This is a genomic window from Kitasatospora sp. NPDC004272, from assembly GCF_053603035.1.
Window position 1 is genome coordinate 1 of sequence record NZ_JBSGET010000141.1, and the last position, 23,288, is coordinate 23,288.

Consider the following 23,288-nt stretch of genomic DNA (forward strand, 5'->3'; position numbering starts at 1 on the left):
ACCGCCACCACCACTGCTACACGCAGTGAGCACCACCATGGAAGCGGCCGCGACGGCCAGCCATCCTCTGCGCATCTCGCTCATCCTTCACGCTGTTCTTCATTGGCGTTCTGCACGGCACCGGATCAGCTCCGGGCTGTTGGACGCTTAACGTAGACGTCACATCCCGACCATGTCCATAGACCGGTCAACATTGAAATACAGCGGTTCTGAAGCAGTAAGGCCACCAAGCACTAAAACTTTACTTAACTTGATGACGGATTAGTCTCGTTATCGGACTGCTACCGCAAACCGCTGGACAACGTTGTCAGAACGGGCCAGAATCCACCGGAGCACAGTCACAATGCGTGATCAATCCCGGGCGCGCAAAAGCCGTGGCCCCGCCCCCCGGAACGCGCGGGGGCGGGGCCACGGCCGGGAGCGTCAGACCGTGCGGGCCAACCGGTCGGCGAGCAGCTTGGCGAAGCGGGCCGGGTCGGCCAGGTCGCCGCCCTCGGCCAGCAGGGCGGTGCCGTAGAGGAGTTCGGCGGTCTCGGCCAGCGACGGGTCCTCGGCGCGCTCCTGGTGGGCGGCGCGCAGGGCGTCGACCAGCGGGTGCTCGGGGTTGAGTTCGAGGATCCGCCGGGCGGTCGGGACGTCCTGGCCCATCGCCCGGTACATCTTCTCCAGGGTGGGGGTCAGGCCGTCGGCGGCGCTGACCAGGCAGGCGGGCGAGTTGGTGAGCCGGCTGGTGAGCCGGACCTCCTTGACCTCGGTGAGCGTCTCGCCCAGCCAGCCGAGCAGCGGCGCGTAGGAGCCGGTGCGCTCCTCGGAGACCTCCTCGGCGGGCAGGTCGACGGCGCCGCGGGCGACCGAGCTGAACTCCTTGCCCGCGTACTCGGGGACGCCCTCGACCCAGATCTCGTCCACCGGGTCGGTGAGCAGCAGGACCTCGTACCCCTTGGCCCGGAACGCCTCCAGGTGCGGGGAGTTCTCGACCTGGGCGCGGCTCTCGCCGGTCATGTAGTAGATCTTGTCCTGGCCGTCCTTCATCCGGGCGACGTAGTCGGCCAGCGAGGTCGGCTCCTCGCCGGCGGTGCTGGCGAAGGAGGCGACGTCGAGGATGGCCTTGCGGTCCTCGGCCGGGTCGAGCAGGCCCTCCTTGACGGCGGGGCCGAACTCCCGCCAGAAGGTGCGGTACTTCTCGGCGTCGCCGGTCATCATCTCCTTGACCGTGGCCATCACCTTCTTGGCGAGGCGGCGGCGGATCAGCTGGATGTGCCGGTCCTGCTGGAGGATCTCGCGGGAGATGTTCAGCGACAGGTCGGCGGCGTCCACCACGCCCTTGACGAAGCGCAGGTGGTCGGGGAGCAGTTCGCGGCTGTCCTCCAGGATGAACACCCGCTTGACGTACAGCTGGACGCCGTGCCGGCCGTCGCGCTGGAACAGGTCGTGCGGGCGGCGGGCCGGGATGAACAGCAGCGCCTCGTACTCGAAGGTGCCCTCGGCCCGCAGGCTGATGGTCTCCAGCGGGTCGGTCCAGTCGTGCGCGACGTGCCGGTAGAACTCGCGGTACTCCTCCTCGGCGACCTCGGCGCGCGGGCGGGCCCAGAGCGCCTTCATCGAGTTGAGGACCTGCTCCTCGGCGCCCTCGGCCGCGGTGGCCCGGATCGGGAAGGCGATGAAGTCGGAGTAGCGCTTGACGATCCGCCGGACGGTCGCCAGGTCGGTGTAGTCGTGCAGACCGTCCTCGCCGTCCTCGGGGCGCAGGTGGACGGTGACCGTGGTGCCCTCGGGCGCGTCCGCGACCTCCTCGACGGTGTAGGTGCCCTCGCCAGCCGACTCCCAGCGGGTGCCGGTGGGTTCGCCGGCCTTGCGGGTCAGCAGGGTGACCCGGTCGGCGACCATGAAGGTGGAGTAGAAGCCGACGCCGAACTGGCCAATCAGCTCGGCGGGCTCCTTGCTCTCGCGCAGGCGGCGCAGCGTCTCGGCGGTGCCGGAGCGGGCGATGGTGCCGATCAGGCCGACCACCTCCTCGCGGGTCATGCCGATGCCGTTGTCGCGGACGGTCAGGGTGCGGGCGTCCGGGTCGAGGGCGAGGGCGATGTGCAGGTCGTCGGTGCGCAGCCGCTCCTCGGTGAGGCCGGCCAGGCGCCGCTTGTCGAGGGCGTCGGAGGCGTTGGAGATCAGCTCGCGCAGGAAGACGTCCTTGTTCGAGTAGATCGAGTGGACCATCAACTGCAACAGCTGCCGCGCCTCGGCCTGGAACTCCAGCGTCTCGGTGGTCATCGGGTCCTTTTCGCTCTGCTTCGCTCGGGTGACGGTACGGGTGACGGTACGGGTACGGGAACACGCGCTCCGTGGCAATCTGGCACACCGGCGGGGGCCCGGACAAACCCCGTGGAAGGTGGGCCCAGGCCCACCCGGTCGTACGGGCAGGCCCATGTCGGGGCGGGCGCGCGGTCCGTAGCGTCGGTGGCACACCGACACAGCACGCACGAGAAGCGGGGGACGCCACCATGACCAGCCTCGAAGCCGCCACCGGCACCGACACCGACACCGGCGCCGGGGTCGACGCCCGGGCCCGGCAGGCGCTCGACACCGTCCGGACCTGCGTCGACCTGTTCGGGGCGGTCGGCGCGATCGTCCTGGGCACCGTCGCCGTGATGGCCGCCACCGGGCACCAGGCCACCGCCTTCATGTGGGTGCGCGGCACGGTCCTGTTCCTGGCGGTCTTCCTGCTGCGCCACTACCTGCGGCGGGCGGGCGCGGGCGACGCCAAGGCGTTCGACCGCCTGCGCACCCTGAGCGCCGTCTCCCCGATCGCCGTGATCGGCGTCGACCTGGTCCCGGGGCTGTGCCCGGCCTGGTACGCCGTGCTGCAGGGCCTGTCCGCCCTCGCGCTGGTCGGCGTCGCCCTCCTCACCCGGGGCGCCGCGCTGCGCGCCGCCTTCCCCGCCGCGAAGTGACGGCCGCCGGTGGCGGGGCCGGGTCCCGGCCCCGCCACCGGGGGTGTCAGGCGTGGGCGGCCGCGCAGTCCGGGTGGCCCCAGCTGCCGCCGACCTTGCCGATCGTCTCGCCCTTGCCGTAGGAGCGTCCGCACGGGCACCGGCCCGGGAACTTCGCGGCCAGCGTCCGGCCGCCGCCGCCCGTCGAACTCCGCTTGGCCGCACCGACGTTGGCGCCGGACGCGGACGAGGACGCGGACGTCCGGCGGGCGCGCGGGGCGGCAGTGGCCGCGGCCGGGTCGGGCACCGGCAGGTCGGCGGCGGTGCCGGCGGCGGACTGCTGGGTGCGGGCCGCGTCGCTGGCGGCCTTGTCGGCGATGGCGTTCAGCGGGTCGCCGTCCACCTGGTGGGCGGGCACGTAGACGAACTCGACGTCCCGGCCGGTCAGCAGCGCGTCGATCCGCTGGATCAGCTCCTGGTTGGCGACCGGCTTGCCCGCCGCGGTCTTCCAGCCGTTGCGCTTCCAGCCGTGCAGCCACTTGGTGACCGCGTCCCGGGTGTAGGTGCTGTCCAGCCGCACCTCCAGCGGCACCCCCGGGTCGGTGGCCTCAAGCAGGCGTTGCAGCGCCGTCAGCTCCCCGACGTTGTTGGTGTTGCGCCCCAGCGCACCGGACTCCCAGCGCTGCGGGGCGCCGTTCCCGTCCGCGACCACGAAGGCCCACCCGGCGGGCCCCGGGTTGCCCTTGGCCGCCCCGTCGCAGGCGGCGATGACTCGTTCAACCATCCCCCGATCATGCCAGCCCGCGCCCGCGCCCCCGCCCCGGCGACCGCGGGGACGGGAGCGGGACGGGAGCGGGACAGGAGCGGGACGGGGATCCGGGCCGGGCGGACGGGGGCCGGACCCGGGTGCCCGGGCCGTGCGGCGCGGGGGCTCAGGCCGTGCGGCGCGGGGACTCAGGCGGTGCGGCGGCGGCGCAGGAAGCCGGTGCTCAGGACGCCCACCAGCACCAGGGCGGCGTTCACCAGGACGGCGAGCGCGACGCCGTCCAGCACCGCCCCGGCGGACGGGTGGGCACCCGCCCGGGCCGCGAAGACCGCGCTCATCACCGGGGTGCCCATGGTGATGCCGATCTGCTGGGTCATGGTGGCCAGGCCGGTGGCCAATCCCTGCTCGTGGTCGGGCAGGCCGGAGGTCGCGGTGACCATGAAGCCGACGATCACGAACATGTTGCCGACGCCGCCGACGAAGGTCGCCGCCAGCAGCAGCCACAGCGAGGAGCGGCCCGTGCCGAGCAGCAGCAGCGCGGCGGTCGCGGCGGCCTGCACCAGGCCGCCGGTCACCAGGGTGGCGCGGGTGCCGGTGGCGGCGATCAGCCGGGCCGCGGTGGCCCCGCCCAGTACGGTGCCCAGGCCCAGCACGCCGAAGGACAGGCCCGCCGCGAGGGCGGAGAAGTCCAGCACCTCCTGCAGGTAGAGGGTCAGCAGGAAGACCAGCGAGGTCTCGGTCAGGAACGCGATCAGCCCCGCCAGGTTCCCCCACACCACGCCGCGCCGGCGCAGCACCGACAGCGGCACCAGCGGCGCCGCGGCCCGGCGCTCCACCGCGACGAACACCAGCAGCAGGGCGGCGCCCAGGCCGAGCCCGCCCAGCGCGAGCGGATCCGCCCAGCCCGCGGTGCCCGCCCGGGTCAGGCCGTACACCAGCGAGAGCAGGCCCAGGGTGACCGAGAGCGCGCCGGGCAGGTCGAGCTTGGGCCGGACGTCCGGGCGGCTCTCCCGGATCACCCCCGGGGCGACCAGCAGCACCCCGAGCGCCACCGGCACGTTGACGAAGAACGCCCAACGCCAGGACAGCAGGTCGGTGAGCACCCCGCCGAGGACCGCGCCGGCGGTGAACCCGGCCGACATCAGCGCCCCGTTCAGGCCCAGGGCCCGCTGCCGCAGCGGCCCCTCCGGGAACGAGGTGGTCAGCAGCGCCAGCCCCGCCGGGGTGACCGCCGCGGTGGCCAGGCCCTGGGCGACCCGGGCCGCGATCAGCACCGCCGGCCCGGTGGCCAACCCGCCCACCAACGAGGACGCCCCGAGCAGCGCCAGGCCCGCCAGGAACAGCCGCCGCCGGCCGAACAGGTCGGCGATCCGCCCGAACAGCAGGGTGAACCCGGCCGCGGACAGCGCGAACGCCGTCCCGATCCACTGCAGGCCGTCCAGCGGGAGGCCGAGGCCCCGGCCGATCGCCGGCAGCGCCACGTTCAGGATCGAGAAGTCCACCGCCAGCATGAACTGGGCGACCAACAGGACCAGCAGAACGGTCTTCTGACGGTTCGTCAACTTCGTCGCGGTGCTTGCTTCCTGGAACTCCACTGCTGCGGCCGTCGCCATGGCGGGCCTCCCTCTCGTCTCGTTCGGCGCGTTCGTCCGGTGACGAGAGGAGCCTGCGCCGAACCGGCCGGCCCACCCAGACCCCTGCGGAAGGTAGCACCCGCAGGGATACCCTGGACCGGCCCCGGAACCGCCCCGCGCGGGCAGACTGGACGGCATGCAGACATCGACCGCCCTCGGGGAGTTCCTGCGCAACCGGCGGGCCCGACTGCGCCCCGAGGACACCGGGCTGACCCCGTACCCGGGCCGCCGCCGGGTGCCCGGGCTGCGCCGCGAGGAGCTCGCCCTGCTCGCCGGGGTCAGCGTCACCTACTACACCCGGCTCGAACAGGGCCACAGCGGCAACGCCTCCGACGGCGTCCTGGACGCGCTCGCCCGCGCCCTGCGCCTCACCTCCGACGAGCGCGCCCACCTCTACGACCTGGCCCGCCCCGCCCGGACCGGGCGCGCCCCGCAGCACCGGCCCGCCCGGGTCCGGCCCGCCACCAAGCAGCTGATCGACGCGATGCCGCAGGTCCCCGCCGTCGTCCTGGACCGCGGCAACGACGTCCTCGCCTGGAACGCCCTCGGCCACGCCCTGTTCGCCGGGCACCTCGACCCGCACTCCCCCGACCGGCCCACCGACCGCCCCAACCTGACCCGGCTGCTCTTCCTCGACCCGCACACCCGCGAACTGCACACCCGCTGGGAGGAGGACGCCCGGACCGCCGTCGCCGCGCTCCGGCTCGCCGTCGGCCGCCACCCCGAGGACCGCCGACTGGCCCACCTGGTCGGCGAACTCGCGATCCAGAGCCCCGAGTTCGCCGCCCTCTGGGCCCGCCACCCGGTCCGCGACTGCGCCGTCGGCAGCAAGTCCCTGCACCACCCGCTGGTCGGCCCGCTCGACCTCGACTTCGAGAGCCTCCCGCTCTCCGACGGCACCACCCACCGCCTGCTGCTCTACAGCGCCGCCCCCGCCACCCCGTCCGCCGCCGCCCTCACCCTGCTCGCCGGCACCCTGACCCCCGGGACCCCGAGCACGACGGCGCAACGGGTTCGGTCCGAACGCCAGTTGCACTGATCACGAGCGTTGTCGACGGTGGCCGGATTCGATCGAATGCGAAGACCTCCGGCGTGGTGGAGGTGCCTAGGCCCCGCACCACACCCGGAGGCCTTCGCGTCCCACCGCGACGCCCGGCCGTACGGGGACGACCTGGACCGCGCGCCGCCCGCGCTGCTGGCCGCGCACGGCGGCGAGGTCCTCTCCGGCCCGGCCCCGCCCCTACTCAGCGGCGAGGGCCGCCAGCAGGACGTCCTTGACCTGCGGCGGCATCAGGTTCAGCCCGCCGACCGCCCCGGCCGTGAAGGGCACCTCTTCCAGCAGGTACGCCCTGCGGTCGGTCCGGGAGAACTCCGGCCCGGTGCGGTCCGCGAAGTTCCAAGCGGTGACCCTGGCCGTGTAGAAGTGCTCGGTCTCGCCCCGGTCGTTCTCCCCCACGTGGAACGGCCGCAGGTCGGTCACCTCACCGGCGATCTCCTCCCGGACCTCGCGCCGCAACGCCGCCTCCAACCCCGCGTCCCCCTCCTCCACGCCCCCGCCGACCAGCACCTGGTAGGGGGCGACGCCGGGCCGGACCCGGGTGATGACGAGCATGGTGGCGCGGTCGGTGAGCAGGACGGCGCGGACGCGCTGCTTCATGGGTGGTCTCCGCCGCGGGGAAGGGTCAGCCGATCCAGCCGTGGCTCTTGGCGAGTTGGAGCATCGCGGTGCGGACCTGGAGGATCTGGGTGCCCGTCAGGGAGGGGGCGGATTCCAGGAGGGCCTCGGTGACGTCGTCGAGGTAGTCGTCGGAGGCGAGCTGGTCGTCGTCGTCCACCGGGCGCACCGTGCGGTCGGGGTGGGGGGTGACGGGGGCCTTGGGGTCGACGCCGGGGGCGAGCTGGACGGAGGAGGCCTTGGGGCCGCGGTCGCCGTCCTCGATCTCGAAGACCACGGCGAGGCCGGTGCGGATGTAGGACTCGGGGATCAGCAGGTCGTTGACGTGCAGGAAGACGTCCTCCCCGCCCTGGTCGGGAGCGATGAACCCGTAACCCCGCGAACCGTCGAACCGCACCACGCGACCGGCAACCATGCCAACCCCCAGACACCTTCCGGGCCCCTTGCCCGCAACCTGGGCCCGAGAATAGCCCGGTCGCGGAGGCAAGGCGAACCCGTCGTCCGGCGACCGGCGGGCGGCGCGCCACGGCCCGGCCGCCGGGTGGAGCCGGGCGGCCGGGCCGGAGCCGGACGGCGGAGAGGATTCGTGCCCGTCCGGCAGGAGAGGGCGCGGGGGATTTCGCATCGCCCGGCGGATCGTCGGCTGCCGGTTCTCCGGACGTTCTCCCACCGCCTCCGGTCCGACGTGCCGCGGCTCCGGGGGAGAGCGGCGGTCCGGGCCGGCGGGCGGGCGGGCGGGGTTCTCGTGACGACGGCGCCCGGACTGCGGGCGGACCGTCAGCCGCCCTGGCCGGCGCTGCCCATCGGGCCGACCGTCACCTGGGAGCCGCTGCCGTCCGTGACGGGCAGCGAGCCGCCGCCCGGCCAGGTCAGGGTGACCGACTGGGTCTCGTCCGGCGGGGTCACCACCAGGCCGGTGATCCGGACACCGGAGCCGCCCGAGGTGTTGAGCGGGTAGGAGATGGGGAAGTAGATGGACTTGCCGCTCGCCAGGACGTCCGGGGACAGCGCCTGGCCGGCCCGCTTGGCGGACAGCGAGCCCGCCGAGGTCTGCAGGTCGACGCCCGCGTAGCCGCCGATGCTGCAGCTCTTGCCGCTGTGGTTCTTCAGCTCGACCACCACGGTGCCCTCGGGTTCGTCACTGATGGTGGCGTCCGTGGCCGTCAGGGTCAGGTCCGCGGTCCGGCACTTGGCGGTGCCGCCGCCGGAACCGGCCGGGGCGCTGGTGGACGCCGTGCCGCCGCCCTTCGCCGCGGTGGTCTTGCTCTGGCTCGGGGCGGCGGCGGGCGGGGCGGACGCGGCCGGGGCGGCGGTGGAGGCGGCCGCGCTGGTCGGGGCGGCGGCGGCGCCGTCCGTGCCGTCGTCCTGGCAGGCGGTGAGCGTGAGGGCGGCCGCGACGGTCAGGGTGGCGAAGGTGAGATTGCGGACGCGCATGGTGGTCTCCTCGGGGGGCTGCTGCTCGGTGCGAGCGAATCTACACAGCTCAGGACCCCCGCCCCGCCCGAAGCGTTGCGCCCCGGGTCCCCCCGGGACAGTGCTGTGACACTCATCGCCCGAACTGCCCGCCCCGGCACCCCCCGTAGCGCCTCTGACCTGCCGTGACGCGCCCCGCACCCCGGCCCTCCCCACCCCTGCCCCCGCCGGTGGCCGGTACAGATCCGTGACGGGACGGCGGTTGAACCCCGGGCAGTTGACCGCCCACCAGATGACGGGAAGTCAACCGGCTGGTTCCGGAGCGCCGCTCGCCGCCGCCGTCCGGGCCGCCCGCGCAAGGACCGCAAGAACCGCAAGGACCGCACGGGGCTCCGGGAGCCCGAGAGCGGTGATCAGCAGGCGAGTTGGCGCTCCCCCGCCCGCTCCGGCGCCGGTCAGTCCTGGTCGAGCCGGCTCATGTCGCCGGTGGCGGGGACGCCCTCGGCCAGGCCGTAGCGCAGCAGGACGGTGCCGCGCGGGGTGGCGGCGGGGGGCTCCAGGAGGGTGAGGTTGCTGGGGACGGCGCCGCTCCCGAACGCCTTCTTGCCGCTGCCCAGCACGATCGGGTGCACCCACAGGTCGAGCCGGTCGAAGAGCTTCTCGCGCAGCAGGGTCTGCACCAGGTCCAGGCTGCCCACCACCTTGACCCGCTGGTGCCGGGCCCGGACCTCCCGAACGGCGGCGGGCAGGTCGGGGCCGAGCAGTTCGGAGCCGGCCCAGGTCAGTTCGGGCTTCCCGCGCGAGGCCACGTACTTCGGGACGCGGTTGAACAGTTCGGCGAACGGGTTGTCCCCGGCCTGCGGCCAGTACGCGGCGAAGATGTCGTAGGTCCGCCGCCCGAGCAGCAGCGCGTCGGTGCCTTCGTAGGCGGCGTCGATCTGCGCCCCGGCGACCTCGTCGATCAGCGGGGCCTGCCAGCCGCCGAAGGCGAAGCCGTCCGGGTCCTCCTCGGGGCCGCCGGGGGCCTGGCCGACCAGGTCGAGGGTGGTGAACAGCTCGATGTCGATGGTTCCCATGGTGTGCGCTCCCGGAGGGTGGGTGGTCCTGTCACGAGTACGGACGGACCGGGGCGGCCGAACTCATCGCTGCCCGTCCGTCCGGTCTCTCTCCCCCCCGCCCAGTCTCCCCCGCCCCGGCGGCGGACGCCCGTGCGGCGGCCGCCGGGGTGAGGTGCGCGAACACCGCCACGGGCGGGATGCCACGGGTCCGGGGTCCCGGTCCCCCCGGGTTTTCGGTCCGGATTGATCAGCAGGTGAACAAGGTAGTGACAGTGGTCACTCCGCTGCCCTATCTTCGCGGGGTCCTTCCGATCACCGAGGGCACTGCTCGGCGGGCGTGCAGACATGTGCGCTGCGGTGCTTACGAGGTGACTCCCTGTCAGCCTCCGGAGCCGCTCGTGTCGTCGTCGTCCCAAGTCCCTGCCGCGGGTGCACCGCCCGTGGTCTCCCCGGCCCGGGTGGTGGCCGGGTTGTGCCTGCTGGTGCCGGTGGTGGTGATGCTGTGGGTGCCGTCCTACAGCAAGACCTCGCCGGAGCTCGGCGGCATGCCCTTCTTCTACTGGTACCAGCTGCTCTGGGTGCTGCTGTCGGCGCTGTTCACCGGCGCGGCGTACCTGCTGGTGCGGCGGGACGAGCTGGCCCGCCGGGCCGCCGCCGCCGAGCCGGTTCCCGCGCCCGTCGTGCCCGCGCAGGCGGAGCCGAAGGACGGGGGCCGGGCGTGAAGCACGTCGACTGGACCGCGATGACGGTCTTCCTGCTGTTCTTCGCCGCCGTGACGGTGATGGGCTTCCTGGCCTCCCGCTGGCGGCGGGCCGACGACGCCCAGCACCTGCACGAGTGGGGCCTGGGCGGCCGCAGCTTCGGCACCTGGGTGACCTGGTTCCTGCTCGGCGGCGACCTGTACACCGCGTACACCTTCATCGCGGTGCCGGCCGCGGTCTACGCGGCGGGCGCGACCGGCTTCTTCGCGGTCCCGTACACGATCATCGCCTACCCGCTGGTGTTCATGTTCCTGCCCCGGCTGTGGTCGGTCTCCCGGGTGCACGGCTACGTCACCCCGGCCGACTTCGTCCGCGGCCGCTACGGCTCGCGCGGCCTGTCGGTGGTGGTGGCGCTCACCGGCATCCTGGCCACCATGCCGTACATCGCGCTGCAACTGGTCGGCATCCAGGCCGTGCTGGACACCCTCGGGGTCGGCGGCAGCGGCAACTGGTTCCTCCGGGACCTGCCGCTGTTCATCGCCTTCGGCGTGCTGGCCGCGTACACCTACTCCTCCGGCCTGCGGGCCCCGGCGCTGATCGCGTTCGTCAAGGACGCGCTGATCTACATCGTGATCGCGGTCGCGGTGATCTACATCCCGACCCGACTGGGCGGGTTCGGCCACATCTTCGACGCCGCGCAGCACAAGTTCGCCGCCCCCGGCGCCAACGGCAAGCCCAGCGGTTCGCTGGTGGTCGGGCCGACCGGCCAGTGGGCGTACGCGACGCTGGCGTTCGGCTCGGCCCTGGCGCTGTTCATGTACCCGCACTCGGTGACCGGCGTGCTGGCGTCGAAGTCCCGCAACACGGTGCGCCGGAACATGGCGATCATGCCCGCGTACTCGCTGATGCTGGGCCTGCTGGCGCTGCTGGGCTTCATGGCGATCGCGGCCGGGATCGGCAAGGGCACCAAGGGCTTCAACAGCCAGCTGGCGGTGCCGCAGCTGTTCGCCGACATGTTCCCGTCCTGGTTCACCGGGGTGGCGTTCGCGGCGATCGGCATCGGGGCGCTGGTCCCGGCGGCGATCATGTCGATCGCGGCGGCCAACCTGTTCACCCGCAACGTCTACAAGGAGTTCCTGAAGCCGGACGCGACCCCGGCCCAGGAGACCAAGGTGGCGAAGGTCGCCTCGCTGCTGGTGAAGATCGGCGCGCTGGTGTTCGTGCTGGTGATGGACAAGCAGGCCGCGATCAACATGCAGCTGCTGGGCGGCCTGTGGATCCTGCAGACCGCGGTGGCGCTGGTGGCCGGCCTGTTCACCCGCTGGTTCCACCGCTGGGCGCTGCTGGCCGGCTGGGCGGCCGGCATGGCCTACGGCACCTGGAAGGCCTGGGGCATCTCCTCCCCCGCGACCAAGCACTTCGCCGGCAGCAGCGCGAAGATCCCGGTGATCGAGCAGGTCGGCTACATCGGCCTGACCGCGTTCGTGCTGAACCTGGTGGTGGCGGTGGTCCTGACGCTGGTCCTGCGGGCCGCGAAGGCCCCCGAGGGGATCGACGAGACCGCCCCGGCCGACTACCGCGCGGAGGCCGGCGACGAGGCCGTGGAGCAGGCCCCGCAGCCCGCCGTGGCGCACTGACCCGGAGCACCCGGTAGCAGCGAGAGACGAGGGGACGGGGGCCGCGCCGAGTGCGCGGCCCCCGTCCCCTCTCCCCGTGCGGCGCTCAGTCGACGATCAGCAGGGTGGCCCCGTGCTCGGTGCTGGAGCGGTGCGCCTCGTGCCCGTCGGCGACCTGGTAGCTGCCGCCCCGGGGGGTGACCACCACCCGGCCGTCCTCCAGGGTGGTGGTCAGCTCGCCGTCGAGGACGTAGAGCACGTGGCCCTTGTGGCACCAGTGGTCGGCCGCGTAGCCGGGGCTGTACTCGACCAGCCGCACCCGGACCTCGCCGAAGTGCTGGACCCGCTGGCTGACGGTCCCCGTCTCGCCGGGCCGGGACTCCTGCGGCACCGCGCTCCAGTCGGTCGCGGTGAAGTCGAACCCGTCCAGTTTCATCGTTGTCGGCCCTCCTCGGCCTGCTTCACTTGATCGCCAGGATCCCTTCGAAGTGAAGGTACTTCTGGATGGTGGTGATGCTGGTGAACCCGACCTCGCGCAGCAGGTCGTGGGTCTCCGAGCTGCGCTGGGGCGCCATCACCGAACGCAGGCTGTGCGCCTTCTGGTAGATCTCGTCCGGGTCGAAGCCGTTGTCGAGCTTGAACTCGGCGTACAGCTGCTGGACGATGTCCTGGGTCCGCGAGTCCGGCTCCAGGGTCTTCTCGAAGAGCAGCAGGCCGCCGCCCTCGACCAGTCCGTCGCAGACCATCCGCATCGCCGTGTGCCGGTCGCCCGGCGGCAGGAACTGCAGCGTGTAGTACATGATGACGGCGTTGGCGCCGTTGTAGTCGACCGAGAGCATGTCGCCCTGGCGGATCGTCACGTTCTCCAGCTCGCGGCAGCGCTGCCGGGCGACCCGGACCATGTCCGCCTCGATGTCGAAGCCGATCAGCGAGACGTCCTTGCAGCACTCCTTCGCCGCGATCTGGGCGAGCAGCGTGCCGGTGGAGCAGCCGACGTCGATGATCACGCCGCCGCGCCGGCTGAAGAACTCCACGCACTGGCTGATCAGCGCGTGGCCCTCGGAGTACAGCGGGACGCTCTTGCTGACGTGGTTGTCGAACTTCTGCGGGGTGCCGCCCGCGAAGGACCAGCGGGTGTCGATCGGCACGATGCCGTCGCCGACGTCCAGCAACCGCGGGTCGTCGGCCATGGCCTTCAGTTCGGCCAGTGCGGGAAGGCTCTCGGTCGCTTCGCTCACGACGTCTCCTGACGGCGGTCGGTACGGGCGGGCCCGGTGGCGGCCGCCTCCTCGGTCTGCGGATCCGCGGCGGACGCGGTGGTGGGCACGGTGACGGGCACGGCCGGGGGCGCGGCGGCGGGCGCGGCCGGGGCGGGCATCTCCAGGCCGAGCGCGGCGGCCCGGGTCAGCACCAGGACGGCCAGCACCGCCAGCGCGACGGCGCCGAGCGCGAAGGTGGAGCGCAGCCCGAACCAGCCCACGAACAGGCCCGCGGTCATCGCGCCGACCGGGAGCGAGCCCCAGGCCAGCATCCGGTAGACGCTGGTGACCCGGCCGAGCAGCTCCTTCGGGATGGTCGATTGGCGCAGCGCCAGGCTGACCGAGCTGAACTGGACCACGGCGAAGCTGGAGCAGGTCAGCGCGAGCGCGGTGAGCACCCGGTCGTGGGCCAGCAGCAGCACCGTCTGGTCGACCGCCTGCAGGCCGACGGCCAGCGTCAGGCAGCCGCGCACGCCCAGCCGGTCGGCGATCTTCCCGGAGACGAAGCCGGCCAGCACGCCGCCGGCGGCCGCGCAGGAGAGCAGCAGGCCGAAGCCGGCCTTGCCCAGGTGCAGCACGTCGTGCGCGTAGAGCACGATCACCGCGTTGGTCGCGCCGGTGAAGAAGTTGATAGTCGCCGAGGAGGTGGCCAGGAAACGCAGGGTGGCCTCCCGCCACATCCAGCGCAGCCCCTCGCCCGCCTCGCGCAGCACGCCGCGGATCCCGGGCCGGGGCACCCGCGGCGCGCTCTTCGCCGCGGCGTCGGCAGCGGCGGCGGCAGCCGCGTCGGCGGCCCCGGCGCCGCCGGCGGCCCAGGTGGCGCGCGGCCCGGCCAGCGCGAGCAGCACCAGCAGGCCGGACGCGGCGAAGGAGACGCCGTCCACGACGAACGGCAGCGACACCGCGGCGGCGAACAGCAGGCCGCCCAGCGCGGGGCCGATGAACTCCAGGCCGAGCGTCTCGGCGGCCATCAGCCGGCCGTTGGCCCGCACCAGCCGTTCGGCCGGGACCAGCAGCGGCAGGGTGGTCTGCACGGCGGTGCGGAACACCGTGTCGGCGGCGGCCAGCAGGAACAGGGTGACCAGCAGCAGCGGGATCCGCGCGACGCCGACCAGCAGCGAGAACACGACCAGGGCCAGCAGGGCGCTGCGCACGAAGTCCAGGCCCGCCATCAGGCGGCGCCGGTCGAACCGGTCGACGGCGACGCCGCCGACCAGGCCCAGCAGCAGGTACGGCAGGGTGACGGCGACCTGCGCCCCGGCCACCACGGTGGGGTTGTCGTTCAGCGAGAGGACCAGCAGCGGCCCGGCGGTGAGCAGCACGCCGTCGCCGACGCAGGAGACCAGGCTCGCCGTCCACAGCAGCCCGTACCGGCCGGGGAGCCGGCTCAGCAAGAGGTCACGTCCCGCAGGCCCCAGTCGGTGAGCGAGTCCAGCAGGCCGCGCAGTCCGGCGTCGGACGGGTCGAGGCCGAGGTCGGCGGCGATCCGTTCGACCGGCAGGCCCGCGGCGAGGCCCTCGATGGCCCGGGCGGCGGGGCCGCCGATGCCGGTGAGGGTGTAGAGCTCGGCGGAGCCGTCGAGGCGGACCAGCAGCGCCCCGGGGGCGGCGGGCGCGTCGGCGAGGGAGGTGCCCTCGGGGTCGGCGAGCCAGCCGAGGATCTCGTGCTCCAGCCGGACGACGGCGCCGCGCCCGGTCCAGCCGGGGACGGCCGGCTCGTCCGCCGCCGGCCCGTCCGCCACCGACCCGTCCGCCGCCGGCCCGGGCCGGGCGCTGCGGGCGATCAGCCGGGCGGCGGTCCGTTCGAGGCGCAGCAGGTCGAGCAGCGGGCCGCTGCCGGGCCCGGCGGGCAGGGTGCGCTCCAGGTGGTCGAGGTACTCGGCGGTGACGGTGTAGACGTACGGGCCGCGGTCGGCCCAGCCGCTGGCCTCCACGTACCCGGCGGCCAGCGCGTCCAGGTCGTGGCCGAGTTGGCGCAGGGCCCGGGCGGTGAGCGGGGCGCCCTCGGCGACCGCGCCGGGGGTGACCCGCAGCAGGCGGTAGCGGTAGGCGTCGACGGCCCACTTCACGCCGGGGCCGTTCTTCGCGTACTCGGCGGCGATCTCGGTCTGCTCCGGGTCGAGGCCGAACTCGGCGGCGCGTTCCAGGACGTCGCCGGCGATGACGGCTTCGGCGAGGGCGGGTTCGCGCAGCACGCGCCGCCACAGCTGCCAGGTCCGTTCGGGGTTCACGCGGGCTCTCCGGGTCCGGCGGTGGCGGTGGTGGCGGCGGCGGCGGGGAGCGCGGTGGTGCGGCGGCTGTGCGGGCCGTAGACCCGGTCCCAGATCAGCGCGGCGCGCTCCAGGTCGCCGAGGATCAGTTCGGCGTCGGCGTGCGGGTCGAGTTCGCGGGTGTGCGAGGAGTGCGCCCGGCCCTGCACCTCCAGGACGACGGCGCCGGGGCGGGAGCGGGTGAGCAGGTCCTCCAGGGTCTCCCAGACCGGTTCGGGCACCCGGGAGTCGTGCCAGTCGTGGTAGACGCCGCCGGACCAGCTGCCGCCGGCCACGTGCACCTCGACCACCCGGTCGAGCGGGAGGGCGTTCAGGTAGGACTTCAGGGTGTACGCGCCGAAGTTGACCGCGTTGGTGTGGATGTTGTGCAGGTCGATGTGCAGGTGGGTGCCGGCCTTCTCGACCAGGGCGGCCAGGAAGTCCGGTTCGGCCAGGTCGGCGCCCGGGCAGGGCACGTAGTACGCGGCGTTCTCGTGCGCGAGCGGCACGCCCAGCAGTTCCTGCAGCCGGCTCGCCCGCTCGGCCAGCCGGTTCACCTCGGCCCGGGAGAACTGCACCGGGGAGCTCCACAGGTCGGACCAGGAGCCGTCCCCGTAGAAGCAGTGGTCGCTCATCCACGGGCTGCCGAAGCGCTGCGCGGCGGGGACGTGGCGCAGCACGGCGGCGGTGCGCTCCAGCGGTTCGAAGCCGAACTCGGCGCCGTAGTTGGAGTGCGCGATGACGGTGGGTTCGGCGGCGACCAGCGCGTCGATCTCGGCGAGCCGGTCGGGCAGGATCACGTGCGGGCTGTCCAACGGGGCGATGACGGTGTCGAGGAGGACCTCGACGGCGTCGATCCGCGACTCGTGGAAGGGGAACCACTCGGCCACTTCGGGGTTGTACTGCAGCCCGATGCCCAGCGGTGTCACTGGCCCGCTCAACGTCCTCACCTTCCGCTGCTGCCCTGCTCGGTGGTACCCGCGTGCTCGGTGGTGCTCGGTGGTGCTCGGTGGTCTTGGCAGTCAAGAACCGCCCGCTCAGGCAGCAGCGTGCTGCCGACGTCTGGGGTGGTGCGGGTGTTTCGTCAGGGGCGCTGGCGCCCCCGGATCAGACGCTGTTTCAGCAGGTCGGGTTGCGGCGAGCCGCGGCCTCGCGGGACACAACGATCGTGGTGGTCTCCATGTGCGTCACCCCCTTCCAGGGATACGACATCACGCCGCGGGCGGTTCTTGACCGTCAGGACCACCGAGAGCGCCGGCGGCGACCGGCGGGTGATCCGGCACGAAGTCCACACCACGGATTCGGCGAGCACCAGCCCTCTCTCGAAGCTCGGCATTTCACCGGGCCTTCACGGTAGGGAAACCGGCCGTTGGCCGGGCGCAACACTCCCGCAACACTACGGGCGTTGAGCTGCGGCTTCGCTGTCGCGGGGTCAGGCGCCCTGCGGGGAACGGCAGTTCGACCGTGGCCATGACATGTCCGAAAAGCCATCGGTCCGGGGCGCATTCCGGACGGTCGGGGTTTGCGGAACGGCCGCGGTGCATTTGCCGGTGATTGCGGCGTTCTGACGGCGGGCCGGCGCGAGAGCGCGGCCCGGACCCCTGGCACGCCGCGACGCGCCCGTGTTCGACTTCGGTGGCCACGGCCGCCGTTCCGGCGCGCCGGGGAAGACGCGGCCGAACGCCGCGGCGCGCGCGACGGCCGGGCGCCGGAGAGGACGAGGGAACGCATGGACATCGAGTTGGACTACTTCTCCCAGCAGCACTGGAACCGGGTCGCCGAGGCCCGCGGCACCGGATCCGGCGACGTCGGCGCCGAACTGACGCGCTCCCTGGTCGCCACCGTCGCCGAGGCCGCCCCGCGCTCGGTGCTCGACATCGGCTCCGGCAACGGCGCCCTGGCCACCGCCCTGGCCACCGCGATCCCCGCCGCCCGGGTCCACGGCCTCGACTACTCCGACGCCGCCGTCCGGCTCGCCACCGAGACCGCCCGCACCCAGGCCGCCCCCGAGGTCCGCGACCGGCTCTCCTACTCCGTCGGCTCGGCCATGGAACTCCCCTACGAGGACGGCCTGTTCGACGCCGTCACGATGCTGAAGACCGCCTGGGTGCTGCCCGACCTGCCGGCCGCGCTGGCCGAGTGCCACCGGGTGCTGCGGCCCGGCGGACGGCTGTTCCTGCAGTCCTGGTGCGAGCCCGGGGAGTGCGCGGCGCTCACCCTGAGCGGCGCGGTGCTCGGCTCCGCGATCAACGGCTTCGAGCTGCCCGACGAGGCGATGGCCCCGTTCGAGCTCACCGCCGACCTGGTCACCGCCGAACTGGCCCGCGCCGGACTGCCGGTGACCGACCGCCGGACCTTCTCCCGGGACGTGGTGGCCGGCACCGCCGCCGAGTACTGGGAGAACCTGCGCTCGCTGGCCGGCACCGCGTACTGGGCCTTCGCCGTCCAGCCGCCCGAGTTCAAGGCCGCGCTCGACGCGAGCTGGGAGGAGCTCAGCGCCGAGCACGCCGACCCGGACGGGGTGCGGCGGCTCCCGCTCGGCTGGCACGTCTCGGTGGGCGGACGCGACTGAGCCGCCCGGCGCGGCGGTGCCGGGGCCCGGGGCCGGTGGATCGCGGTGCCGCGGCGGGCCGGGCCCGGCGGATTGCGGTGCCGCGGCGGGCCGGGCCCGGTGGCCCGGCATTAGCATGTCCAGCAGCGCCGATGAGCGGTGGCTGCCTTCGGATGGGTGCCCGGCTCGCGCTGACCTTGAGGAGTTGACCATGAGTCTCGACTTTGTCCTGCAGCCCAGTTCGCACCCCGCGCCGGAGGCCGAGCGGGCGGCGGTCCTCGCCGCCCCGGCGTTCGGCCGCTACTTCACCGATCACATGGCGTCGGCGGTGTGGACCCCCGAGGCCGGCTGGCACGAGGCCCGGGTCGGGGCCCTGGAACCGTTCTCGCTGCACCCCAGCGCCGCGGTGCTGCACTACGCGCAGGAGATCTTCGAGGGCCTGAAGGCGTACCGGCACGCGGACGGCAGCGTCTGGCTGTTCCGCCCGGAGGCCAACGCCCGCCGCTTCCAGCGCTCCGCCGCCCGGCTGGCCCTGCCGGCGCTGGACGAGGCGGACTTCCTGGCCAGCGTCGAGGCCCTGGTCAAGGCCGACGAGGCGTGGGTCCCGGTGCCGACCACCGAGGAGAGCCTGTACCTGCGCCCGTTCATGTTCGCCGCCGAGGCGTTCCTCGGGGTGCGCCCCGCCGAGCGGTGCGTCTACTCGGTGATCGCCAGCCCGGCCGGCCCGTACTTCGCCTCCGGCGTCGCCGGGGTCACCCTGTGGGTCAGCAGCCGCTACACCCGGGCGGCGCCCGGCGGCACCGGCGACGCCAAGTGCGGCGGCAACTACGCGGCCAGCCTGGCCGCGCAGGTGGAGGCCAAGGAGAACGGCTGCGACCAGGTCCTCTACCTGGACCAGGCGGGCGGCGAGGGCCGCCTGGAGGAGTCCGGCACGATGAACCTGTGCCTGGTGACCTCCTCCGGCGAGCTGCTCACCCCCGGTCTCGGCACGATCCTGGAGGGCGTCACCCGGGACACCGTGCTGACCCTGGCCGAGAAGTTCGGGCTGACCCCGGTGGAGCGCTCCATCTCGCTGGAGGAGCTGCGCGCGGGCTGCGCCGACGGCACGATCACCGAGGTCTTCGCCGCCGGCACCGCCGCGGTCATCACCCCGATCGTCGGGATCAAGACCGCGGAGTACGACTTCGCGGTGGGCGACGGCCAGCCCGGCAAGCAGACCCTCGCCCTGCGCGAGCACCTGCTGGACATCCAGTTCGGCCGCGTCCCCGACACCCACGGCTGGATGCGCCGGGTGCTGTGACCCGGAGGCGGTGAGCCGGGTGCGGTGGCCCCACCCCCGCACCCGCCCCCCGCACCCCGCACCACCGGGCCCGGGCGCACCGTCTGCCCCGGGCCCGCCGGGCCGAGCGCCCCCTCCCGTCCCGTTCGCCGTCCCGTCCCCCGGTTCTCAGTCTTCGGACAACTGCTCGACAAGCTCACGACAATGGCAGCAGGATGAGTGCCGCCGAGTCAGTTGTGGCCTGTGGGGGGGAAGTTGGAAGACGTACGGACCGACCTCGTCGCGATCGTCGGCATGGCTGCGAGGTTCCCCCGGGCGGCGGACCTACCGGAGTTCTGGGAGCTGCTGATCAGCGGCGGCGACGCGGTGGGCCCCGTCCCGCCGGACCGCTGGAACCCCGCGGACGTGGTCGATCCGACCCGGGAGATCCAGGCCGTCGGCGGCTTCCTCGACGGGGTGGACCGGTTCGACGCGGAGTTCTTCGGGATCTCCCCCCGCGAGGCCGAGGTCCTCGACCCGCAGCAGCGGCTGATGCTGGAGACGGTCTGGCGCACCCTGGAGGACGCCGGCCACCCCGCCGCCGACCTGCGCGGCACCCGCACCGGCGTGTACATGGGCGCGCTCTGGCACGACCACGAGCTGCTGCGCAAGGACCGCGGGGCGGGCGCCACCCAGCACAGCATCGTCGGCAACTCGCTCGACATCCTCTCCGCCCGGGTCTCCTACGTGCTGGGCCTGACCGGCCCCAGCCTGACCGTCGAGAGCAGCTGCTCCTCCTCGCTGGTGGCGCTGCACCAGGCCTGCCAGGCGCTGCGGCACGGCGAGGTGGAGGCGGCGCTGGTCGGCGGCTCCAACCTGATGCTGACGCCGGAGGTGACGGTCGGGCTGACCCACTTCGGCGGCCTGTCGCCCACCGGCCGCTGCCACGCCTTCGGCGCGGGCGCGGACGGCTTCGTGCGCGGCGAGGGCGTCGCCGCGGTGTACCTGAAGCGGCTGGACCGGGCGCTGCGCGACGGCGACCGGGTGCGGGCCGTGGTGGTGGCCAGCGCGGTCAACAACGACGGCGGCGGGGACAGCCTGGTGACGCCGAACCCGGCCGCGCAGTGCGACCTGCTGGAGCGGGTGTACGGCGGCGGCGCGGTGCCGCCGGACGCGCTGGCCTACGTCGAGGCGCACGGCACCGGCACCGTCCGCGGCGACGGCGCCGAGGCGTCCGCGCTCGGCCGGGTGCTGGGCCGGGCCCGCACCGCCGGGCCGCTGCACATCGGGTCGGTGAAGACCAACATCGGCCACCTGGAGCCGGCCGCCGGACTGGCCGGCCTGATCAAGTCGGTGCTGTCGCTGGAGCACGGCGTCGTCCCGGCCAGCCTGCACGCCGAGGAGCTGAACCCGGACATCGACTTCGCGGGGCTGAACCTCGCGGTCGCCCGGGAGCCGCTGGCGCTGGCCCCGGGCAGCCACATCGGCGTCAACTCCTTCGGCTGGGGCGGCACCAACGCCCACGTGGTGGTCACCGCGGCCCCGGACCGGGACCCGGCCCCCGAGGAGCCCGGGGAGGCCGGGGACGAGGACGGCGCGGCGCCGTTCCTGCTGCCGCTCAGCGGCCACACCGGCGCCGCCCTGGAGCGGCGCGAGGCCGACCTGCGCGAGCGGCTCGCGGCGGGCGCCCCGGCCCGCGGGCTGGCCCGGACGCTGGCCTGGCGGCGCGACCACTTCGCCGAGCGGCGGGCGCTGATCGGCCCCGAGCTGGTGGAGGCCGCGGCGGGCCGGGCCCGCGAGGTGGGCCGGGTGGCGTTCGTCTTCCCCGGCCAGGGCGCCCAGTGGACCGGCATGGGCGCGGGCCTGTACGGGCACGACGCCGCGTTCACCGCCGCGATGGACGGCTGCGCCGAGGCGCTCTCCCGCCACGTCGACTGGGACGTGCGGGAGCTGGTGACCGGCGCGGCGGACACCTCGACCGTCGAGCGGGTCCAGCCGGCGCTGTGGGCGATGTCGGTGTCGCTGGCCGCGGCGTGGACCGCCGCCGGGGTCCGCCCCGACCTGGTGATCGGCCACAGCCAGGGCGAGATCGCGGCGGCCACCGTCGCCGGTTCGCTGTCGCTGGCCGACGGCGCCCTGGTGGTGAGTCGGCGCAGCGAACTGCTGCGGCAGGTCGCCGGGTTCGGCCGGATGCTGGCGGTGGACCTGGGGCCGGAGGAGGCGCTGGCCGCGCTGGAGGGCTTCGAGGGCCTGGTCGAGCTGGCCGTGCACAACGGGCCGCGCTCCTGCGTGCTCTCGGGCGACGGCGAATCGGTGCTGCTGCTGAAGGAGATCCTGGAGGCCGACGGGGTGTTCTGCCGGCTGGTCGACGTCGACTACGGCTCGCACAGCCCGCAGATCGACGCCCTGGCGCCGACCATCGAGGCCGCCCTGGAGCCGGTGCGCCCGCGCCCGGCCCGGATCCCGATGCTGTCGACGGTGGACCTGGCCGACCTGGCGGGCACCGAGGTGGGCGCCCGCTACTGGGCGGAGAACCTGCGCCGCCGGGTCCGGTTCGCCGAGGCGGTGGAGCGGCTGCTCGACGAGGGCGTGACGCACCTGGTCGAGATCAGCCCGCACCCCGGGCTGGGCGCCGCGCTGCGGCAGGCCGGCGACGCCCGCCCCGAGCCGCCGGCCGTGCTGGGCACGCTGCGCCGCGGCGAGGGCGCGCACCGGGACCTGCTGGGCGCGTTCGGCCGGGCGTACGTCTCGGGCCTGGACGTCCGCGGCCCGCGGCCCGCGGCCGGGGAGCCGGTGGCGGTGCCGCCGTACCCGTTCCAGGGCACCCGGCACTGGGTGCGGCCCGCCCGGGGCGGCGCCCCGGCGGCCGGGCGGCTGGCGCTGGCGCTGGCGCCGTCCACCGCGCGGGGCGTCTGGGAGGGCACCACCGCCCTCGGCCTGGACGCCCACCCCTGGCTGGCCGACCACCGGGTGCACGACGCCGTGGTGCTGCCGGCGGGCGGCTACCTGGCGCTGTTCCAGCACGCGCTGGCGGACCGCGCGCACGGGCCGCTGGTGCTGCGCGACGTCCGGCTGCCCTCGGCGCTCGCGCTCGGCGCGGAGCCGGTGCGGCTCGCGGTCACCTGGCGCCCCGGCGCCGGTTCGGCGGGCCTGCTGGCGGCCGCCTCCGCCCACGAGGGCGGCTGGACCGGGCACTGCCGGGCCCGAGCCTCCTGGGGCGGGCCGGTGGAGTTCCGCGCGTTCCCCGGGCACCTGCTCGACGCGAAGGAGTCGGACGCCGAGGAGTTCTACCGGCGGTGCGCCGAACGCGGCCTCGGCTACGGCCCGGCGTTCCGCCCGGTGGTCCGGGCGCACGTCGCGGACGGGCAGGCGCTGGTCGAGCTGGTCCGCCCGGCCGGGGCCCGGTCCGGCGAGCTGGCGCAGGCCCTGCACCCGGTGCTGTGGGACGGCGTCCTGCAGGCGGCGCTGGCCGCCGGGGAGGGCCCGTGCGTCCCGGTGGCGCTGGCCTCCGCGGTGCTGGACGCGCCCGGGGCGGAGCGGCTGTGGGTGCACGCCCGCCGCCGCGGGGAGCTCTTCGACCTCGACGTCTTCGACGCCGGGCGCAACCCGGTGGGCCGGCTGGACGGGCTGGAGCTGACCGCGCTGCCCGCCGGCCGCCGGGACGCGGACGACCCGGCCGGCGACGTGTACCGGACGGAGTTCGAGCCGTCCGCGCGCCCGGACCCGTCGGCGCCGGCCGGGACGGTCGTCTGCGCGCGCACCGACCTGCTGCCGGGCGCGGCGGGGCTGGACGCGCTGGCCGGGGCCGGGACCGCGGTGTTCCTCGCCCCGGTGTTCCCCGCCCCGGAGGGCGGGGCGGCCGGGACGGTCGAGCAGGTCGAGCAGGCGGGGCTGGTCGAGCTGGCCGGGCTGGTCCGGCGCTGCCTCGCCGAGAACCCGTCGGTCCGGCTCGCCGTGGTGACCCGCGACGGGGACCCGGCGGCGGGCGGCTACCCCGGTTTCCTGGCCGTCCTGCAGGCCGAGTATCCGCAGTTCGCGGCCCGGCTGATCGAGACCGACCTGCCGCTGCCGCAGGGCGCCGACCGGCTGATGGCCGAACTCGCGGCCGGCGAGGACCGGGTGGTGCTGCGCGGCGGCGAGCGCCTGGTCGGCCGCCGGGTCCGCGGCGGCGCCTCCCGCACC

Annotated in this window: 19 protein-coding genes; 7 read left to right on the forward strand and 12 right to left on the reverse strand. The window is 74.2% G+C overall.

What is annotated here, in order from left to right:
* Positions 1–423: 423 nt before the first annotated feature.
* Positions 424–2,268 carry a molecular chaperone HtpG gene (gene htpG, locus ACWEO5_RS31485; RefSeq protein WP_452165565.1) on the reverse strand — a complete coding sequence of 615 codons (1,845 nt, stop codon included), beginning with the start codon at positions 2,266–2,268 and terminating at the stop codon, positions 424–426.
* Between the two features lie 230 nt (positions 2,269–2,498).
* Between htpG and ACWEO5_RS31490 the strand changes: the two genes are divergently transcribed.
* Complete coding sequence (locus tag ACWEO5_RS31490; protein ID WP_452165566.1) at positions 2,499–2,948, forward strand: hypothetical protein; 450 nt, start codon at positions 2,499–2,501, stop codon at positions 2,946–2,948.
* A 46-nt stretch (positions 2,949–2,994) separates the two neighbouring features.
* Here ACWEO5_RS31490 and ACWEO5_RS31495 read toward each other — a convergent pair whose 3' ends face one another.
* Positions 2,995–3,711: a ribonuclease H family protein gene (locus ACWEO5_RS31495; RefSeq protein WP_452165567.1), complete on the reverse strand. Its 717-nt coding sequence runs from the start codon at positions 3,709–3,711 to the stop codon at positions 2,995–2,997.
* Between the two features lie 170 nt (positions 3,712–3,881).
* Positions 3,882–5,306 carry an MFS transporter gene (locus tag ACWEO5_RS31500; RefSeq protein ID WP_452165568.1) on the reverse strand — a complete coding sequence of 475 codons (1,425 nt, stop codon included), beginning with the start codon at positions 5,304–5,306 and terminating at the stop codon, positions 3,882–3,884.
* A gap of 157 nt (positions 5,307–5,463) precedes the next feature.
* On the opposite strand from ACWEO5_RS31500, the gene ACWEO5_RS31505 reads away from it, so the two are divergent.
* Positions 5,464–6,366 (forward strand): helix-turn-helix domain-containing protein, encoded by a 903-nt coding sequence (locus ACWEO5_RS31505; RefSeq protein ID WP_452165569.1) that lies wholly within the window; start codon positions 5,464–5,466, stop codon positions 6,364–6,366.
* Between the two features lie 201 nt (positions 6,367–6,567).
* Here ACWEO5_RS31505 and ACWEO5_RS31510 read toward each other — a convergent pair whose 3' ends face one another.
* The 4 genes from ACWEO5_RS31510 to ACWEO5_RS31525 all read right to left on the reverse strand — a co-directional run bounded on the left by ACWEO5_RS31510 (position 6,568) and on the right by ACWEO5_RS31525 (position 9,491).
* Complete coding sequence (locus ACWEO5_RS31510) at positions 6,568–6,984, reverse strand: NUDIX domain-containing protein (protein WP_452165570.1); 417 nt, start codon at positions 6,982–6,984, stop codon at positions 6,568–6,570.
* Positions 6,985–7,009: 25 nt separating this feature from the next.
* Positions 7,010–7,417, reverse strand: coding sequence for a cold-shock protein (locus ACWEO5_RS31515; RefSeq protein ID WP_452165571.1), 408 nt, complete (start codon positions 7,415–7,417; stop codon positions 7,010–7,012).
* A gap of 362 nt (positions 7,418–7,779) precedes the next feature.
* The gene (locus ACWEO5_RS31520) at positions 7,780–8,436 is read right to left on the reverse strand and encodes a DUF4232 domain-containing protein (RefSeq protein ID WP_452165572.1); all 657 of its coding nucleotides are present in this window, start codon (positions 8,434–8,436) and stop codon (positions 7,780–7,782) included.
* 434 nt (positions 8,437–8,870) lie between these two features.
* Positions 8,871–9,491 carry a dihydrofolate reductase family protein gene (locus ACWEO5_RS31525; protein WP_344559321.1) on the reverse strand — a complete coding sequence of 207 codons (621 nt, stop codon included), beginning with the start codon at positions 9,489–9,491 and terminating at the stop codon, positions 8,871–8,873.
* A gap of 422 nt (positions 9,492–9,913) precedes the next feature.
* Here ACWEO5_RS31525 and ACWEO5_RS31530 point away from each other — a divergent pair, with 422 nt between their 5' ends.
* Positions 9,914–10,195, forward strand: a complete 282-nt coding sequence (locus ACWEO5_RS31530) for a DUF3311 domain-containing protein (protein ID WP_452165573.1) — start codon at positions 9,914–9,916, stop codon at positions 10,193–10,195.
* 20 nt (positions 10,196–10,215) lie between these two features.
* Complete coding sequence (mctP, locus tag ACWEO5_RS31535) at positions 10,216–11,811, forward strand: monocarboxylate uptake permease MctP (protein ID WP_452165582.1); 1,596 nt, start codon at positions 10,216–10,218, stop codon at positions 11,809–11,811.
* An 85-nt stretch (positions 11,812–11,896) separates the two neighbouring features.
* On the opposite strand, the gene ACWEO5_RS31540 is transcribed toward mctP, so the two are convergent.
* From ACWEO5_RS31540 to ACWEO5_RS31560, 5 genes are read right to left on the reverse strand one after another with little or no spacing between them, the layout of a single operon-like run.
* Complete coding sequence (locus tag ACWEO5_RS31540) at positions 11,897–12,226, reverse strand: DHCW motif cupin fold protein (protein WP_452165574.1); 330 nt, start codon at positions 12,224–12,226, stop codon at positions 11,897–11,899.
* A 25-nt stretch (positions 12,227–12,251) separates the two neighbouring features.
* Positions 12,252–13,028, reverse strand: a complete 777-nt coding sequence (locus ACWEO5_RS31545; protein WP_452165575.1) for a methyltransferase domain-containing protein — start codon at positions 13,026–13,028, stop codon at positions 12,252–12,254.
* Positions 13,025–14,443, reverse strand: coding sequence for an MFS transporter (locus tag ACWEO5_RS31550; protein ID WP_452165576.1), 1,419 nt, complete (start codon positions 14,441–14,443; stop codon positions 13,025–13,027). The genes ACWEO5_RS31545 and ACWEO5_RS31550 overlap by 4 nt, the downstream gene beginning before the upstream one ends.
* Positions 14,437–15,279 carry a hypothetical protein gene (locus ACWEO5_RS31555; protein ID WP_452165577.1) on the reverse strand — a complete coding sequence of 281 codons (843 nt, stop codon included), beginning with the start codon at positions 15,277–15,279 and terminating at the stop codon, positions 14,437–14,439. The genes ACWEO5_RS31550 and ACWEO5_RS31555 overlap by 7 nt, the downstream gene beginning before the upstream one ends.
* The gene (locus ACWEO5_RS31560; RefSeq protein ID WP_452165578.1) at positions 15,276–16,238 is read right to left on the reverse strand and encodes a DUF692 domain-containing protein; all 963 of its coding nucleotides are present in this window, start codon (positions 16,236–16,238) and stop codon (positions 15,276–15,278) included. Before ACWEO5_RS31560 ends, ACWEO5_RS31555 begins: the two co-directional genes overlap by 4 nt.
* Before the next feature lie 788 nt (positions 16,239–17,026).
* On the opposite strand from ACWEO5_RS31560, the gene ACWEO5_RS31565 reads away from it, so the two are divergent.
* The 3 genes from ACWEO5_RS31565 to ACWEO5_RS31575 form a co-directional block, all read left to right on the forward strand.
* Positions 17,027–17,869 (forward strand): class I SAM-dependent methyltransferase, encoded by an 843-nt coding sequence (locus ACWEO5_RS31565; RefSeq protein ID WP_452165579.1) that lies wholly within the window; start codon positions 17,027–17,029, stop codon positions 17,867–17,869.
* Positions 17,870–18,059: 190 nt separating this feature from the next.
* The gene (locus ACWEO5_RS31570; protein WP_452165580.1) at positions 18,060–19,148 is read left to right on the forward strand and encodes a branched-chain amino acid aminotransferase; all 1,089 of its coding nucleotides are present in this window, start codon (positions 18,060–18,062) and stop codon (positions 19,146–19,148) included.
* Positions 19,149–19,370: 222 nt separating this feature from the next.
* A partial coding sequence (locus ACWEO5_RS31575; protein WP_452165581.1) for a type I polyketide synthase occupies positions 19,371–23,288 on the forward strand: 3,918 nt, incomplete at its 3' end.